This is a genomic window from Methyloceanibacter superfactus, assembly GCF_001723305.1.
Classification (GTDB): domain Bacteria; phylum Pseudomonadota; class Alphaproteobacteria; order Rhizobiales; family Methyloligellaceae; genus Methyloceanibacter; species Methyloceanibacter superfactus.
Map to the genome: position 1 here is coordinate 29,945 of NZ_LPWF01000023.1, position 15,426 is coordinate 45,370.

Below are 15,426 nucleotides of genomic sequence, written 5' to 3' on the forward strand. Positions count from 1 at the left end.
CACCTCGCGGCCGCCAAGGAGACTTGAAGGCGAATGCGTTATCGCACCAAGCTCATGATCGCGGCTGGTCTGCTGCTCGCCATGTCCCTTTCGGCGGCGGCCCTGGCTTATTGGGGGGTTGCTCAGTCGCACCGTTACCTCACGCGGTCCCGCATCGCCCATGAGCAGCTCGAGCGGCAGCTTCAGCTCTCCCGCCACAGCCAGCAATTGTTCAAGGCCTGGACGGATACCCTCCTCACCGGGATGACGGACCGGCCTTTGGGGGCCGCCTATCTCAACAAGGTCATAGAGTCGGACCTTTCGGCCCTTCAGGATCTTTCCGAGAAAGAACTCACCATCGCCGGCGGCGACGAGCAAAGAGCGGAATCCGCGGAGATCGACCGTCTCGCCGCCATCCGGCGCGAGTATCAGCACACCCTCGACCAGCTTGCCGAGGTCGAGCAATTGCGAAGCCGCGGCCGGCCCGACATCGCCTGGCAAAATTTGATCGGGCTGCTGAGGGGCGGCATCGACCAGCAGCTCAACGAGCTGATCGAGGTCGCCGTCGCCGACGAGACGGCCGAGGTCTTGCGCATCGACGCCGACGCCAGCGGCCTCTTGAGCCGGCTTGAGCGCATCAGTCAGATCCATGCGGCCCTCGCCACGTTGACGACGCTGGCACTGCTCTTCCTGCTGGTGCGGGGTCTGCGGGCGCCACTCGCCGAACTGTTGCAGGGGACGAGACGGCTCGCCGAGGGCGATCTCTCACACCGCATTACCGTCTCCGGCCGCGACGAGTTCGCCGAGCTGGGCCGGAGCTTCAACGGCATGGCCGCCGATCTCCAGACCCATCAGAAGGCCCTCAAGGACGCCCACGACAATCTTGAGGCGATCGTGCAGGAACGCACCGAGGAACTGCGCCAAGCCAACGAATCCCTGCGCAAGATCGACGAGACCCGCCGCGGCTTCTTCGCCGATATCAGTCACGAGCTGCGCACACCCCTCACCGTCATTCGTGGCGAGGGCGAGATCTCTTTGCGCGGCAAGAACAAGCGCGTCGCCGAGTACAAGCGCTCCATGGAGCGGATCGTCGAGCAGGCTAAGCATCTCTCCGTGCTCGTGAACGATCTTTTGTTCATCGCCCGCCAGGGCGCCGGCGCCGCCAAGCTCAATCTCAAGCCGATCGACTTGAGCGCTCTGGTGGAGAGGGTTTGCGGCGACGCAACGGTAATCGGCTACAGCAAGTCCATCGATATCTCCCTCGCCAACGGGTCGACCCATGAAATGGTTCGTGGCGATCCGGCGCGGCTCCGGCAATTGTTACTGGTGCTGCTCGACAACGCGGTGCGCTATTCGAACGCCAAGGGCGCGATCGAGGTCGAGGTGGGGCGGGCCGATTCAGAGGTGACCGTTCGCGTGTCCGACCACGGCGTGGGCATTGCGCCGGAAGAGCTCGAGGGCATTTTTGAGCGGTTTCGCCGGGGCGGAAACGCTTCAGATATGAACGAGGAAGGGCTGGGCCTGGGTCTCCCGCTCGCCAAGGCCATTGTCGAAGCGCACAAGGGCAGGATCGAGATGCAGAGCCGGGTCGGCGAAGGCACCACCGTGACCGTCGTCTTGCCGGCGGAAGCTGAAGGGGGACAGGCGTGAACGTGCTGCTGGTCGAGGACGAACCGCGAGTTTCCGATTTTATTGACCGCGGCCTGCGCGCCGAGAATCATGGAGTGACCGTCGCGGCCACAGGGGCCGCGGGCATCGATCTCGCCAAGACCGGCGAGTTCGACGTCATCATCCTCGACCTCATGCTGCCGGACATGCATGGCTACGACGTGTGTCAGCGGCTGCGCCAGGACGGCCAGCACACGCCGATCCTTATGCTGACCGCAATGGACGCGCTGGAAGACAAGATCAAGGGCATCAAGATCGGCGCCGACGACTACCTCACCAAGCCGTTCGACTTCGACGAACTTCTCGTCCGCATCGAGGCGCTCGTCCGCCGCTCGCACAATTTCGCCCAGAGCTCCAACGTGCTGAAGGTGGCGGATCTCGAGCTCGACCGGGATCTGCTGGAGGTCACGCGCGGCGGCGAGGCCATCAAGCTCACGGCAAAGGAGCTTGCCATCCTGGAGCTGCTGATGGGGGCGCCCGGCCGGGTGTTCTCCCGAACCAGGATCCTCAACCAGGTCTGGGGCTATAGCGAGGACCCGCTCACCAACGTGGTGGACGTCTATATCGCCCGGCTCAGACGCAAAATCGACACGGAAGGGCGGGAGCCCTTGATCGAAACGGTGCGTGGCCACGGCTATCGCCTGAAGGCGCCAAGCTGATGTTGGGAAAACGCAGTGCAACATTTTCCAGGCCGCCGTTTGATCACCGGCAGGCTGGGAATGGAACCTTGCTAAGTGGGGCGGGATCGGTAGATTATGCCCCGCCACTCTCGCTGATTACGCGCCATAAATCTTCCGGGCCTCGCCAGATGGCCACGGTTCCGCCTGCCCGTCAGCGACAGGAGTTACGGGCGCGCGCTGCCTGGCTAGTCCCAAAGACCTTGATTGACACCAACCCGTGGAGGAGTTCCAGTTGCGGTCACGTCTGTTAGCTTTCTTTTTCGTCATCCTGACGAGTGGCGCGATCGCGCACGCCGCGGAGCCAGCAAGCAAGCTCAAGATCGCCGTGCTCAAATTCGGCACGGTTAGCTGGGCGCTCGACACGATCCAAGCCAACGGGCTCGATAAAGCCGAGGGCATAGAGCTCGATATCGTGCCTCTGGCGAGCACCCAGGCGACCACGGTGGGGCTGCAATCCGGCTCCGTCGACCTCATTGCCACGGACTGGCTCTGGGTCTCCCGCGAACGCACCAACGGCGCCGACTTCACCTTCGTGCCATTCACCACGGCACTCGGCGCCATCATGGTGCGCCCGACTCGCCGATCAAAACCCTCGCCGACCTCAAGGGCAAAACCCTCGGCGTCGCCGGCGGCCCCCTCGACAAGAGCTGGCTGCTCATCGTGGCCTACGCGCTGCGCACGGCCAATATCGACCTTCGGACCGAGACGACGCAGGAATTCGGCGCCCCGCCGCTGCTCGCCGAGAGAGCCAAGCAAGGCGCGATCGATGCCGTGCTCAATTTCTGGCCCTATGCGGCGCGGCTCGAGGCGGAGGGCTTTACCCAGCTGATCGGACTCGAGGAAGTCGTCGGCGAGCTTGGCGCCAAGGGCGAGGTTTCCATGGTCGGCTACGTCTTCAACGAGAAATGGGCGGACAAGAACCTTGCCGCCACTCAGGGCTTCCTTCGCGCCGCCGCCAAGGCCAACGAGCTGCTCGCCACTTCCGACGCGGAGTGGGACCGGCTGAAGCCGCTGATGAGCGCTAACGACCCAACCTTCAACGAGGCAACCTTCGAAGCCTTGCGGCGGCGTTACCGCGAGGGCATTCCGGAGCGGTCGAGCGCCGCCGACGAGGCCGACGCCAAGGTGCTCTATCAGTTCCTGCGTGAGCTGGGTGGTAAGAAGCTGGTCGGCTCCGGCACCGAGTTGGCGCCCGGAACCTTCTGGCACGGTGCCGACAAGTGAGCGTTACCTTCGCTCGCACCGAGACCGGACGGAGCTTCCGCATGTCGCGTGGCGCCTGGATGCCGGTCATCTCGGTGGTGGGCTTCGTTCTCCTCTGGTATATCGGCGCCGAAATTGCACAGAGCCGTCTGCTGCCGGGCCCGGTCGCCGTGTTGCAATATATCTACGAGGAGACGCTGCACGGCAATCTCCTCACTCAGCTCGGCATTACCTTATGGCGCGTGGTCGCCTCCTTCGCCGTGGCTATGCTGATCGGCAGCGTCATCGGCCTAGCCATGGGCCAGATGCCCGCCCTCAACCGCGTGCTCGATCCTTGGCTGATCGTGCTGCTGAATCTGCCGGCCCTGGTGATCATCATCCTGGCATATGTCTGGTTCGGCCTGAACGAGGCGGCGGCAATCGGCGCCGTCGCGCTCAACAAGATCCCCAATGTCGTGGTCACCTTGCGCGAGGGTGCTCGTGCGCTCGACCCCGGTCTCGACGAGATGGCGCGGGCCTATCGCATGTCGCCCTGGAGCAAATTCCGCAATGTCGTCCTGCCGCAACTCCAGCCTTATTTCGCGGCCGCCTCGCGCTCCGGCATCTCGCTGATCTGGAAGATCGTGCTGGTGGTCGAACTCCTCGGCCGCCCGAACGGCGTCGGCTTTGAACTCCACCTTAACTTCCAGCTCTTCAACGTGACCGCGATCCTCGGCTATACACTCGCTTTCGTGGCGGTCATGCTGGCGATCGAATATTTATTGGTGCAGCCCCTTGAACGACATTCAACACGCTGGCGTAACAAGCCAGTTTAAGATCAGAGTCGAAGAAAAGACTCATGTGGGGGCTGACGGCACGGAGCTGACAGCCATCCGTGATCTGACCCTCGACCTCAAGCCTGAGAGCATGACCGTGCTCATGGGGCCGTCAGGCTGTGGCAAGACCACATTGCTGCGGATCGTCGCTCATCTTGACGATAGGTTCATCGGCGAGGTCGAGTTTCCCTCCGACGCGCGCATCGGCTTCATGTTCCAAGAGCCGCGCCTGCTGCCGTGGCGGACCGTCCGCCAGAATATCGAGCTCGTCGCCGCGCCGGGCTTCACCGAGGAAGAGCTCGACCGGCTGGCCCGTTCGGTTGGCCTCACCGAGATGCTGCCGCGCTATCCTCAAGAACTCTCGCTGGGCTTGGCCCGTCGCGTGGCCTTGGCCCGGGCCTTCGCCACCAAGCCGGACCTTCTGCTGTTGGACGAGCCTTTCGTATCCCTCGACGAGAAGACCGCCGATCGCCTGCGGCGTCTCTTGCTCGACGTGTGGTCGGCACGGCCAACGACCGCCGTGATGGTCACCCATAATGCCCGCGAGGCGATCCTTCTTGCCGACCAACTCGTGCTGCTGGCCCCGCGGCCGACCCATGTGGTGGCCATCGAGACCATCGATGTGCCGCAAGCGGAGCGCGACCCCAAGATGATCGAGGCGCTCCACAGCGATCTTCTGCAGCGCTTTCCAGCCAATTTCTCGGGCCTTTAGGCCCGCGAGACGGCTCGGCTCAGCCGGCGGCGGCCGGCGCCGTGGCTTTGCGCTGGAGGATGCCCCGCGAGGGATCGTAGGCCCAGACGGACAGCGCCAGGAACACCACGGTGCAGCCGGCCACGATCCCCAGCGCCTCCCAATTCACCTTGAGATAGAAGGCGAAGCGGATCAGCTCCACCGCCCAGGTGAAGGGGTTGTAGAGGCAGACGTAATAGAGCGTCAGACTGCCCTCGCGCATCTTCCACAGTGGGTAAAGAGCCGACGAGGCGAAGAACATCGGGAAGATCACGAAGTTCATGATGCCGGCGAAATTCTCAAGCTGCTTGATGGTCGAGGACAACAGCATGCCGAGCGCCCCGAACATCATGCCCGTCAGGATCAGCGCCGGGAGAGCCGCCAGATAGCCCCAGGCCGGCAACTCCACGCCGCAGAGATAGGCGACGAGGAGGAAGGTGTAGACTTGGAAGAGTGAGACGAGCACGCCGGCGAACAGACGCGACACGAGCAGGAACCAGCGGGGCAGCGGCGTGGTGAGCAGTACCCGCATCGACCCCATCTCCCGGTCGTAGACCATGGAGAGCGAGCTCTGCATGCCATTGAAGAGCTGGATCATCGCCAGCAGGCCCGGCGTGATATAGACGTCGTAGGTGATGTAGGTCTCGTAGGGCGGAATGATCGAGATGCCCAGCGCCGCCCGGAAACCGGCGGCGAAGATGATCAGCCAGATCAGGGGCCGCACCAGGGCGGCGAAGAACCGCTCCCGCTGCTGCAGGAAGCGCAACAGCTCGCGCCACACGATGCCCCGGAAGGCGCGGAAGAAGTGCATGAACGTCATACGGCCACATCCTGCCCGGCGCTTCGGATCAACAGCCTGAAGGCGTCACCCAAATCCTTGGCGCCGGTCTCGGCCACCACGGTCTTGGCCTCGCCGCGTGCCACGATCCGCCCACGGTCGAGGACAAGCAGATCGTCCTCCGGCTTGATCTCATCAAAGAGATGGGTGGCCCACAGCACGCCGATATTGTCGGTGCTCGCGAGCGCATGGATATGCCTGACGATGGCCGCCCGCGTCGGGTCATCGAGCCCGATCGTCGGCTCATCCAGCAACAGCAGCTTGGGGCTATGCAGCAGCGCTCTGGCGATCTCCACCCGGCGGCGATGGCCGCCATTGAGCGAGCGCACCTTCTCGGTGATGCGCTCCTTCATGTCGAGGGCATCCAGCGCCCGGTTCATGCGCTCGTCGGCTTCCTTGCGCTTGAGCCCCCTGAGCGATGCGAAATAGCGCAGATTCTGTTTCACGGTGAGGTCGAGATCCAAGGTCGGCTGCTGGAAGACCACCCCGAGCGGCCCCAGGGCCTTGAATCCCTGCTCCGCTGCCGAACGCCCATCGATCTCAATGCGGCCCGTAGGCGCGTCGAACAGCCTTGTGATCAGGGAAAACAGGGTGCTCTTGCCGGCCCCATTGGGTCCAAGCAGCGCCGTGACCTTGCCCGGGTAGACATCGAAGCTCACATCGTCGAGCGCACGCTTCTCACCATACCAATAGGACACGTCCTGGACCGATAGGACCGGCTCGCGCGGCGATCCATCCTTGGAAGCTTCCTTTTGCATGGCGGTCTTAATCAGCAATCGGGGGCTATTGCCCCTCTCCTTAAGCGTCCTCGTCCCAGAGATAGCCTTGGTGGGGCGCTTTCACAAGCCTCAGCGGGCTTGGACCGCGGCCGTCTTGCGGCAAATGCCGCCGTCTCGGCGTAGGGGTCAGTACATAAAAAAGAAGCCGCCCCGAAGGGCGGCTTCCGTAGTCTGTCGTTCCGAGTGGTGGATTAGAAGAAGATCACGCCACCAACCTGGAACAGATCCCAGTCGTCGAAGCCCTGGTTCAGGTTCGCACCGGTTGCCGTGTCCTGAAGGTCCACGTCGAGCTCGAGGTGCTGCCAGCGAGCGTAGAGATGCATCGCAGCAGAGTCGATCTCTTGGACGCGCCGAGGCCGAAACGATCGACCTGGGAGCCAGTCACGATGGCACCGGTGGCGCCGCCGTTGCAGACGTTGGCACTAGAGATAGCACCCACGCCAGCGGCGCAGACATTGGTTCCGGCGATGCCGCCGAACATGTCGTGGTACTCGCCATACTCACCGAACAGCACGGTCGCGCCGAGCGGGTTCCAGGTGCGCTTGATACCACCCTTCAAGTACCAGACGTCCGTGTTGTCGGCGGCCGCAGCGCCCGCGACGGACTGGCCAAGAGCGCCAGTTTGACCCGGGTTATAGCCACCCTGCTCGTTCTGATACATGCCGTAGATGAACAGGCCCGAAGGAACGTGCATCGCGGATGCGCCAACCTGGTAGAGGTCGACACTCTGCTTGAAGCCGGCGAGACCGCCGCCGCCACCGAGGTAGCGTTCGTCCGTCGAATGGGTGTAACCACCAGCGGCCGACACCTTGATGTTGCCGAAGTCACCCGCATACTTCAGGGCGACGTCGTAGATGTCGTCCTCACCGTATGAGGTCGAAACGCTGAAGCCACCGAAGGTCGGCGTGTCGTAGCGAACGGCACTGTAAGGAACGCCGTTGCAGTCCGCGCCGATACCGGCTTTGGCGGTCTGGCAGAAGAGGAACGAGCCCCAAGCTGCGTTCGTCAGGCCAGCAGTATTGCGGTTACCGTTCGGGTTAAGCCGGAAGCCGATGCCCTCGAAGAGCACCGCATTCGACTCGATGATGGTGCCCGACAGGTCAGGAAGCAGGGCCACGTTATCCGTCGCCTGGCTAAGCACGCCCCAGTTCAGGGTACCGTACTTGTCGCTCTTGACCCACATGTAGGACAGCAGCGTGTCGATCACCTGGACGCCGTCGTCGTCGCCAGGAACGAACTGGTTCGAGCCGAAGCCGAAGGCCGTACCCGGCGCTTCGACGCTCATCGTGTAGCCGCCAGACCAACCCGGAGCGATCGTTGCGGAGCCAGAGAGCTGGAAGTGAGACGAAAGGGTCGTGCCCTTGTCACCCACGTAGAAGTTGCTCTCATTACCGTCGTCCCACCAGTTGGCCGACTTGGTGACCCAACCAGAAATGGTCAGAGACACCTTCTTGTTGCCCTTACGGACCGTCGTTGCTTCTAGTTCCGCAACTCGCTCCTCGAGATCGGCGCAGCAGTCGCCCCCGAGGTCCGCAGCCTTGGCCGGGGTGCTCATCGCATATCCCCCGAACGTCACGCCAAGTGCGGCTGCGATGGCGATGCGGCTGGATGTTTTTGTCAGTCCCCCAAACATGTCCATCTCCACCTTCCCTGATAAATTGCCTAATCCAAACTCTCGCTTCGAATTTTGCCTTTCGGCTCCGTATCGGCGAAATTCTATCGAAACGGGACAGAAATCCCCGACAGAGAGTTCTAGGTTCCGGTTATACGCGTTCCCGCTAGAAGGTAAATTGCTATCAAAGCGTGCGGGGACGTTTTTGGCCTTCTTGTGACATTTCCGCCACGAGCCTCCCCTCCCCCCGAGCTAGGCCGATAGCAGCCCCGATCGTGCCAAAACATGCTTCTTTGTCAATGATTTAGTGCGGGCCATCCCCTGCGGCATCATGGCTTCCGAGGGGGCCTAAATAGGAGGCAAAGAGGCGGCAAGGGGTCCGGGAGAGGGCGCTGGAACAGCCTACATTTGCTTAATCTCTGTCCAGCTTTGGCGCATTAAACATGCACCTGGCGATTCTCCCTTCTGCCCTAGTCCTTTAGGCCCCTGGAAGGCGAATTAAGGCTCGCGGAGGACCCGCTCCTGGTCTAGAAAACGCCTCCCGTCGAGCCGCGCCTACCCGCGTTCGAGCCTACGTTTTGGCCTTATCCGAAGCCCGCGAGTCGCGGCCAGAGGCGGACAGACCGTGAACGATTCTCTCCAGCCCCCGAAGCTCAGCGGCCTCCGGGTCCTCGTCGTGGAGGACGAAGCGCTCGTCGCGCTTCAACTCGAGGATATGTTGACCGGGCTGGGCTGCACTGTCGTCGGGCCGGCAAGCCGAGTCGGCCAGGCCCTTCAGCTCTTAAGCGGGCAACAGGTGGATGCCGCCGTGCTCGACGTCAATATCGCCGGCGAACTCGTCTATCCGGTCGCCGACGAGCTTACAAACCGCGGTTTGCCTTATATTTTCGCGACAGGCTACGGCGCCTCCGGCCTGACCGAGGCCTATCGCGGCCGGCCGGTGCTGGAGAAGCCCTTTCCGAAGAAGGCACTTCTGCATGCCATGCTTGAGAGCCTTGAGCGCCTGGAATAGCGAATCGATGCCCGGCCTTAGGGCCTAGGCAACATCATCGGCGGCGAGTCGAGGCTGAGGGACCCGGTGCAGGCGCAATTCATTGAGCCCCTGCCTGCGAGGCTCGAAGCCGCCGCTCGAGAGGGCAAGGGTCGCCCCAGCGAAGGACAGCACCAGCATCGCCGCGCAGACAGCGCCGAACAGGAAGCTCGGAGCCGAGCTCCTGGCGGAGCGGTAGGATTGGTTAGAGAACATGGACGCGCTTCCCGTTTTGCTGCGGGCCGACTGACGCGGCCCGTCAGGAAGCAGAACTACCAGCGAGTCCTTTTGTTTCCGTAAAATGCGTACTCGGCGCCCCCACGAGCGCCCCGCCAACCGCGCCGATGGTTAAGGAGAAGGGTCCCCGGCCGCGCGCAGGCAGTTTGAGCCAGGTCAAAGCTTGACCGCCCAGAAAGACGCTAATGCGACAATAGAACTGCTCTAGGAAGTCTTGTGACTGCCGACCTATTGGGCTACTTAGCGGGGTAAGAACCCGGTCCAACATGAACTTTAGCAAGTGGTACAAGAACTTGCGCAATCCGGGCGGGCACAACCATATCCATTCTGTTCAGCCAATAGCTGGGTGCCATTGGCGGACGCCAATGGTCTAGGGGAACGGAGACAGATGGATTACGAGGATCGCTTCCGCCGGCATTTGGAATCGCTTCACAGCGAGGGCCGTTACCGCGTTTTTGCCGACCTGAAGCGCCGCTGCGGCGCCTATCCGACCGCCGACCACTTCACCGAAGAGGGCACCCGGGACGTCACCGTGTGGTGCTCCAACGATTATCTCGGCATGAGCCAGCACCCGAAGGTGCGCGCCGCCATGCACGAGGCGATCGACGAAGTGGGCGCCGGCTCCGGCGGCACCCGCAACATCTCCGGCACCACCCATTATCATGTGGAGCTCGAGGCCGAGCTCGCCGACCTGCACGGCAAAGAGGCGGCCCTTCTGTTCACCAGCGCCTATATCGCCAATGACGCGACGCTCTCCACGCTCACGCGCCTCATTCCCGGCCTCGTCATCTTTTCCGACGCCAAGAACCATGCGTCCATGATCGAGGGCATCCGCCATGGCGGCGGGCCGAAGCACATCTTCCGCAATAACGACCTCGGCCATCTCGAGGATCTGCTCAAGACAGTGCCGCTGGACACGCCCAAGATCATCGCCTTCGAGAGCGTCTATTCCATGGACGGCAATATCTCGCCGATCGGCGCCATCTGCGATCTGGCGGAGAAATACAACGCGCTGACCTATCTCGACGAGGTGCACGCGGTCGGCCTGTACGGCCCGCGCGGCGGCGGCATCGCCGAGCGCGACGACGTCATGGACCGCGTCGACATCATCAACGGCACCCTGGCCAAGGGCTTCGGCGTCATGGGCGGTTATATCGCTGCCTCGCGCGCCTGCTGCGACGCCATCCGCTCCTATGCACCGGGCTTCATCTTCACCACGTCGCTGGCCCCGGCCATCGCCGCGGGCGCCCTCGCCTCGATCCGCCATCTGAAGGGCAGCGATTTGGAGCGCGCCCGTCACCGGGAACGCGTCCGCACGCTGAAAGGTCTGATGACGAACGCGGGCCTGCCGGTGATGGACAATCCGAGCCACATCGTGCCGGTCATGGTCGGCGATCCGGTCCACTGCAAGGCCGTCACCGACACGCTGCTGACCCATTACGGCATCTATGTGCAGCCGATCAACTATCCCACGGTCCCGCGGGGCACCGAGCGCATGCGCTTTACCCCCTCGCCAGTGCACACCGATGCGCAAATGTCCTATCTCATCAATGCGCTCGAGGAGCTGTGGGCCGCCTGTCCGGTGGCCAACGGCCAGTATGTCCGGCTCGCCGCCGAGTAGGCCGACGGCCTGATCGCCCATTTGCCGGGCCTTATTCGCGCCGACTTGCTCACTATCTCTTGTGGGCCGAAGCGCAGCGCGAGGAGGCGATCCGTGCCAGCCCGAAATCTTTTCCTATCTTCGATTCTTTGCCTGGGCTTTGTCGCCATGGCCATGCCGGCGTCCGCGCAAGACGCCGATCTCTGCCTGACCACGGCGGAGCGGGCGGCAAGCGGCGAGGAGCTGGACGGCGACGAGAAGACCAAGGCCCACGAAGCCTGCCTGCGCGCCCTCTCCGACACGGCGAGCGTCGTTCAGAAATACCAGTTCCAGGAGGCTGACTTCGCCATCATGGGGACCCATCACAAATTCTGAGGGCCGTCGTGGCGGCGGGAGCTAGCGGCGGAGCAGCCAAGCGGCCAGGAACGAGGCCGTCAGGACGGCCAAGAGGCAGAGCAGCACAATCACGCCGATAGCACCGAGGATTCCTTTCAGCGTTCCCCAGAATCCGAACGTGGCCACCAGCGCGGCAAGCAGCAACAGAATGATAATCGGCATGTGAATTTCCCCTGCTCGTCTTTCGGTGCGGAGACTCAATCTACTCATGCCATGCTTACAGAATATGGCGCACGCGGAAAAGATACGGCGACATACGCTTTGAGCCGCCACCCGAAGCCTCCGAAATAGGACACGGCTAAAGGGAGTAAGACATCGTGGATGCTGATCAAGACAATCCGGAATCGCGCAGCTATTTGCTCGCCTTCGAGGACGCGGATTCTTGCAGAGCGACGAGATGCGCGCGATGCGCCTGGCGCTCGAGTTCAGCAAGGCCGACCTCGCCCTGAACGAGAAGGGCATCGTCTCGACCATCGTCGTCTTCGGCAGCTCTCGCATTCTCTCGCCGGAGCAGGCCGAGGAAGCCCTAAGCCGGGCACAAGATTCAGGTGCGGTGGAACGCGCCAAGAAGCAAAAGCAGCTTTCCGCTTGGTATCAGGAAGCCCGCGCGTTCGGCCGCATCGTGTCGGAGCGCGGCGGCGCGCTTACCGGCGACGGACAGCGCCAGAACGTCATCGTCACCGGCGGCGGACCGGGCATCATGGAGGGCGCCAATCGCGGCGCGGCGGAAGCCGGCGCACCGAGCATCGGCTTCAACATCGTCCTGCCGATCGAGCAGCCTCCAAATCCCTACACCACGCCCGACCTCACCTTTTGCTTCCACTATTTCGCCATCCGCAAGATGCACTTCGCCATGCGCGCCAACGCGCTCGCCATCTTTCCCGGCGGCCTCGGCACCATGGACGAGCTGTTCGAGATCCTCGCGCTGAAGCAGACACGGAAATGCGCGCAGATGCCCGTGATCCTATTCTCGCGCGAATATTGGCGGACGGTCGTCAACTTCACGGCGTTGGAGGACCTCGGCATGATCGACAGCCAGGATGCCGGTCTCTTCGAGATCGTCGATTCCGCGGAAGAGGCCTGGGACGCGTTGGTCCGCCGCGGCCTCACCGTCCATACCCCGCTCCGCGAACCGTAAGGCTCGCTAGCTTCGTCCAAACAGCAGCTTCAGGAAGGCGGCTGGCCCGACCACGCGTTCGAACTCCTTGAAGGCGAAGAACGGGACGAGCGCGATACAGAAGATCAGCACAAGCCGAAGGCGCCGCCGAGGCCGCCGCCGACATTGGGGACGCTGGCGAGGACGCCTTTGCCGAAGATCCCGCCAATCAACATTTCCTCCAGCACATAGGCGGCAAAGAGCAGCGTGGTGAAGGCGACCGCCTTGTAGATGATCGGATAGATGAGCGGCATGCCCTTGAGCCGCTCGGCGAAGCGAAAATTGTCGGCGATCAGCATGATCTTCGCCAGCACCAGGGCATTGATGGCGGCGAGCCCATAGAATTTGAAGTTGATATGGTTCTCGGACAACACGATCCACTCGTGCAGCAGGAGCACGATGAAAACGACCCAGAGATAGACGAAGATTCCCGCGAACTTTTTGATCTCTTGGAGAACGCGGGCCTTGAGGGTCGGCTTGGCCGGCTCGCCGCGCCCCGTGAGGGCCTGGATGAGCGCGTCGACATCCTCTCCATTCGGTTCGGCAGTGGCGTGGGCCGCATCGTCGAACCCATGCGCGGCGTCATCGAAAGCCGGCCCCGCGTCGAAGACCGCGTCGCCCACATCGCCCAACGAGGCAGGGATATCGACAGGCTCGGCCTCGGGCGCAGGCAGCAGGCTGAACGTCACTGAGTCGGAAGCCCCGTCCCGCTTGGAGGCGCCGTCCTGCTCGGAAGTCTCGCCCTGCTCGGAGGTCTCGTTGACCGGCTCGGGAGCAGCTTGCGTGGTGGCTTCGGGCGAAGGGGAAAGGCCGAAGACATCGTCCGCGGGTTTCCACGCGTCGAACCCGGCCGTCCAAACCAGATCGCCAGGCTTGAAATTGCCACCCTCGGCAAACAGCGACAGCTCCCGGCCCGTCAGGGGTCCCAGCTGCTCTCCGCCCCGGGTCAGATACCAAGTCGGCTCGCTATCCACCGCCTCGGGCTTGGCCACGCGCTCCTGCATTCGTCCCCCCAACGCCAACGCATTCTAGCGAGTGCTTAGCTTACCTGGGAATTGCCGTCGAGATGGGACAGGTGGCCGCAGCCACGGAGCGGAGAGCAGACCAGGGGCCAAAGCCCAGGCCAAGTCGCAGTCTAGGCGCTCATCCTCGCGAGGTGATCCCCCAGCCTCAGCCCCCAGGCATAGATCGTGAGCGAGGGATTCACGCGGCTGGCACGCGGCAGCGGGCTGCCGTCACCGACATAGAGATTCTCCATGCCATGCACCTTGCCGTGCGGATCGACCACCGACGTCTTGGGGTCGTCGCCGGTCACCATGCTGCCGAGCGCATGCGCGGTGCCGGCCATGCCCATATATTTGTCGAAGCCCACAAGGCCGGCACGGAGCAGATTCTCGATCCAGTTGTCAATTAGCGCGTCGTGCTCCTTCGTCGCCGTTTTGATGCGGTCGAGGCTGTAATCCATGATCGGCTTACCGCCGGGGGCGCCCGAGATGATGCGGTTCTCCGGCGACGAGGCATCCTCGGTCGTCGCCCAGAAGCCGATGGCGCGCTTGCCGAGGAACTTGTCGAGGAAGCCCGGCATCTCTTTCGGCGCTTGCGTGGCGAGGATCTCGGCGTCGATCCAACCCAGGCACTGCATCGACGAATGCGGAAACTTGTCATTGTAGAGCACGGCCGTCTTGCGCAACACATCGTGGTCGGTGAACGGCGAGAAGCCGAGCACGGCCGAGTTGATGTGCATCTTGAAGTTGGCGCCAACCAAATCCCCGCACGGCAGGTTGATCCCGCTCCCATGCAAATGATCTTGGAGAATGCGCGGACTTGTCATGGCGCCCGCGGCGAGTACCACCGTATCCGCCTCGTAGGTCGAGCCGTCGGCGCATTTGACACCGATGATGGTGCGAGGATCTCCCGGCGCGGCGATAAGCTCGGAAACCGGGTCCCCAGCGATCAGCGTAAAGTTCGGCTTGTCGCGAATATGGTCGATCAGGTTGCGCTCGGAATCGGACTTCAAGCCGGCCGGTGAGGCAAAGCCATCGAAATGCTTCGCTTCCTCCGGGTGATTGACGATGTCCTTCGACAGGCCAAGCGGCAGCGGATGCAGCTTCCACTCGGGGTCGGCGGTGGTGATCTTGTCGAGCAGCGCCTGGAGCTGCGGCTCGTTCTCGAAGCTGGTGATGGCGAGGAGATCCGTCGCCTCGTCGTAGTAAGGCTTCAACTCGTCGTAGCCGAACGGCCAGCCAAGCAAGCCGTAGTCGGGCTCCGCCTCGAACTCGACCGGGCGGAAGCGGAACAACGCGGCGCCGTACCACTTGGTCTTGCCGCCCACATTGTAGAATTCGCCGGGCACGAAATCGCGGCCCTTGCTGTCGAGCCAGACGACGTGATTCTTGAATACGCCGTCGACGAAGACCTGTCTGACTTCGAGGGTGGAAGCGTTGCGTGGAAGGAACGGGCCCTTCTCGATCAGCAGGACGCGCTTCCCGGCATTCGCGAGCTTGTAGGCAGCGCTGGCGCCGCCGGCGCCGCTGCCGATAATGATCACGTCATGCTGCGCTGTCATGATGTGCTCCCTGTGAGTGGCGGCCAGGGCGTCATGAGAACTCATGAAGTTAGGACGTTAGCAAGGTTGCCGATGCTATGGCCAATGTCTAGGCTTATCCGTCGTCAATTGTTGTCGAGGTGAGTCGAATACGCTTG

15 protein-coding genes are annotated in these 15,426 nt (G+C 62.8%); 9 read left to right on the forward strand and 6 right to left on the reverse strand.

Annotated features, from left to right (window positions below):
- The first annotated feature begins 33 nt into the window (after window positions 1-33).
- From AUC69_RS06255 to AUC69_RS06275, 5 genes are all read left to right on the forward strand, one after another.
- Window positions 34-1,629 (forward strand): sensor histidine kinase, encoded by a 1,596-nt coding sequence (locus tag AUC69_RS06255; protein WP_069441396.1) that lies wholly within the window; start codon window positions 34-36, stop codon window positions 1,627-1,629.
- On the forward strand, window positions 1,626-2,306 hold the full coding sequence (locus AUC69_RS06260; RefSeq protein ID WP_069441397.1) for a response regulator transcription factor: 681 nt from the start codon (window positions 1,626-1,628) through the stop codon (window positions 2,304-2,306). Before AUC69_RS06255 ends, AUC69_RS06260 begins: the two co-directional genes overlap by 4 nt.
- Window positions 2,307-2,909: 603 nt before the next feature.
- The gene (locus AUC69_RS06265) at window positions 2,910-3,551 is read left to right on the forward strand and encodes an ABC transporter substrate-binding protein (RefSeq protein ID WP_244500148.1); all 642 of its coding nucleotides are present in this window, start codon (window positions 2,910-2,912) and stop codon (window positions 3,549-3,551) included.
- A gap of 59 nt (window positions 3,552-3,610) precedes the next feature.
- Complete coding sequence (locus AUC69_RS06270; protein WP_069441569.1) at window positions 3,611-4,345, forward strand: ABC transporter permease; 735 nt, start codon at window positions 3,611-3,613, stop codon at window positions 4,343-4,345.
- A gap of 25 nt (window positions 4,346-4,370) precedes the next feature.
- Entirely contained in the window at window positions 4,371-5,057 is a 687-nt protein-coding gene (locus AUC69_RS06275; RefSeq protein WP_244500126.1) for an ABC transporter ATP-binding protein, read from the forward strand.
- A 19-nt stretch (window positions 5,058-5,076) separates the two neighbouring features.
- Here AUC69_RS06275 and AUC69_RS06280 read toward each other — a convergent pair whose 3' ends face one another.
- From AUC69_RS06280 to AUC69_RS06290, 3 genes are all read right to left on the reverse strand, one after another.
- The gene (locus AUC69_RS06280) at window positions 5,077-5,895 is read right to left on the reverse strand and encodes an ABC transporter permease (protein ID WP_069441399.1); all 819 of its coding nucleotides are present in this window, start codon (window positions 5,893-5,895) and stop codon (window positions 5,077-5,079) included.
- The gene (locus tag AUC69_RS06285) at window positions 5,892-6,671 is read right to left on the reverse strand and encodes an ABC transporter ATP-binding protein (RefSeq protein ID WP_069441400.1); all 780 of its coding nucleotides are present in this window, start codon (window positions 6,669-6,671) and stop codon (window positions 5,892-5,894) included. Before AUC69_RS06285 ends, AUC69_RS06280 begins: the two co-directional genes overlap by 4 nt.
- A gap of 268 nt (window positions 6,672-6,939) precedes the next feature.
- Window positions 6,940-8,331, reverse strand: a complete 1,392-nt coding sequence (locus AUC69_RS06290; protein ID WP_069441401.1) for a porin family protein — start codon at window positions 8,329-8,331, stop codon at window positions 6,940-6,942.
- A 598-nt stretch (window positions 8,332-8,929) separates the two neighbouring features.
- Between AUC69_RS06290 and AUC69_RS06295 the strand changes: the two genes are divergently transcribed.
- From AUC69_RS06295 to AUC69_RS06310, 3 genes are all read left to right on the forward strand, one after another.
- Window positions 8,930-9,316: a response regulator gene (locus AUC69_RS06295; RefSeq protein WP_069441402.1), complete on the forward strand. Its 387-nt coding sequence runs from the start codon at window positions 8,930-8,932 to the stop codon at window positions 9,314-9,316.
- Window positions 9,317-9,959: 643 nt separating this feature from the next.
- Window positions 9,960-11,192: a 5-aminolevulinate synthase gene (hemA, locus tag AUC69_RS06305; RefSeq protein WP_069441404.1), complete on the forward strand. Its 1,233-nt coding sequence runs from the start codon at window positions 9,960-9,962 to the stop codon at window positions 11,190-11,192.
- Between the two features lie 147 nt (window positions 11,193-11,339).
- Window positions 11,340-11,546, forward strand: a complete 207-nt coding sequence (locus AUC69_RS06310; RefSeq protein ID WP_069441405.1) for a hypothetical protein — start codon at window positions 11,340-11,342, stop codon at window positions 11,544-11,546.
- A gap of 21 nt (window positions 11,547-11,567) precedes the next feature.
- Here the strand turns inward: AUC69_RS06310 and AUC69_RS17750 are convergent, their stop codons facing one another.
- Entirely contained in the window at window positions 11,568-11,729 is a 162-nt protein-coding gene (locus AUC69_RS17750) for a hypothetical protein (protein ID WP_193427406.1), read from the reverse strand.
- Between the two features lie 220 nt (window positions 11,730-11,949).
- Between AUC69_RS17750 and AUC69_RS06315 the strand changes: the two genes are divergently transcribed.
- Window positions 11,950-12,705, forward strand: a complete 756-nt coding sequence (locus AUC69_RS06315; protein ID WP_244500127.1) for an LOG family protein — start codon at window positions 11,950-11,952, stop codon at window positions 12,703-12,705.
- A gap of 104 nt (window positions 12,706-12,809) precedes the next feature.
- On the opposite strand, the gene AUC69_RS06320 is transcribed toward AUC69_RS06315, so the two are convergent.
- Together AUC69_RS06320 and AUC69_RS06325 are read right to left on the reverse strand one after the other, a co-directional pair.
- The gene (locus tag AUC69_RS06320; RefSeq protein ID WP_069441407.1) at window positions 12,810-13,727 is read right to left on the reverse strand and encodes a DUF4339 domain-containing protein; all 918 of its coding nucleotides are present in this window, start codon (window positions 13,725-13,727) and stop codon (window positions 12,810-12,812) included.
- A 131-nt stretch (window positions 13,728-13,858) separates the two neighbouring features.
- Window positions 13,859-15,289, reverse strand: coding sequence for an FAD-dependent oxidoreductase (locus AUC69_RS06325; RefSeq protein WP_069441408.1), 1,431 nt, complete (start codon window positions 15,287-15,289; stop codon window positions 13,859-13,861).
- Window positions 15,290-15,426: the final 137 nt, after the last annotated feature.

Excerpts from the sequence above, each read along its gene's own strand:
- AUC69_RS06255 (WP_069441396.1), top strand. The coding sequence starts at position 34 with ATGCGTTATCGCACCAAGCTCATGATCGCGGCTGGTCTGCTGCTCGCC.
- AUC69_RS06270 (WP_069441569.1), top strand. The coding sequence starts at position 3,611 with ATGCCGGTCATCTCGGTGGTGGGCTTCGTTCTCCTCTGGTATATCGGC.
- AUC69_RS06280 (WP_069441399.1), bottom strand. The coding sequence starts at position 5,895 with ATGACGTTCATGCACTTCTTCCGCGCCTTCCGGGGCATCGTGTGGCGC.
- AUC69_RS06285 (WP_069441400.1), bottom strand. The coding sequence starts at position 6,671 with ATGCAAAAGGAAGCTTCCAAGGATGGATCGCCGCGCGAGCCGGTCCTA.
- AUC69_RS06290 (WP_069441401.1), bottom strand. The coding sequence starts at position 8,331 with ATGGACATGTTTGGGGGACTGACAAAAACATCCAGCCGCATCGCCATC.
- hemA (WP_069441404.1), top strand. The coding sequence starts at position 9,960 with ATGGATTACGAGGATCGCTTCCGCCGGCATTTGGAATCGCTTCACAGC.
- AUC69_RS06310 (WP_069441405.1), top strand. The coding sequence starts at position 11,340 with ATGGCCATGCCGGCGTCCGCGCAAGACGCCGATCTCTGCCTGACCACG.
- AUC69_RS17750 (WP_193427406.1), bottom strand. The coding sequence starts at position 11,729 with ATGCCGATTATCATTCTGTTGCTGCTTGCCGCGCTGGTGGCCACGTTC.
- AUC69_RS06320 (WP_069441407.1), bottom strand. The coding sequence starts at position 13,727 with ATGCAGGAGCGCGTGGCCAAGCCCGAGGCGGTGGATAGCGAGCCGACT.
- AUC69_RS06325 (WP_069441408.1), bottom strand. The coding sequence starts at position 15,289 with ATGACAGCGCAGCATGACGTGATCATTATCGGCAGCGGCGCCGGCGGC.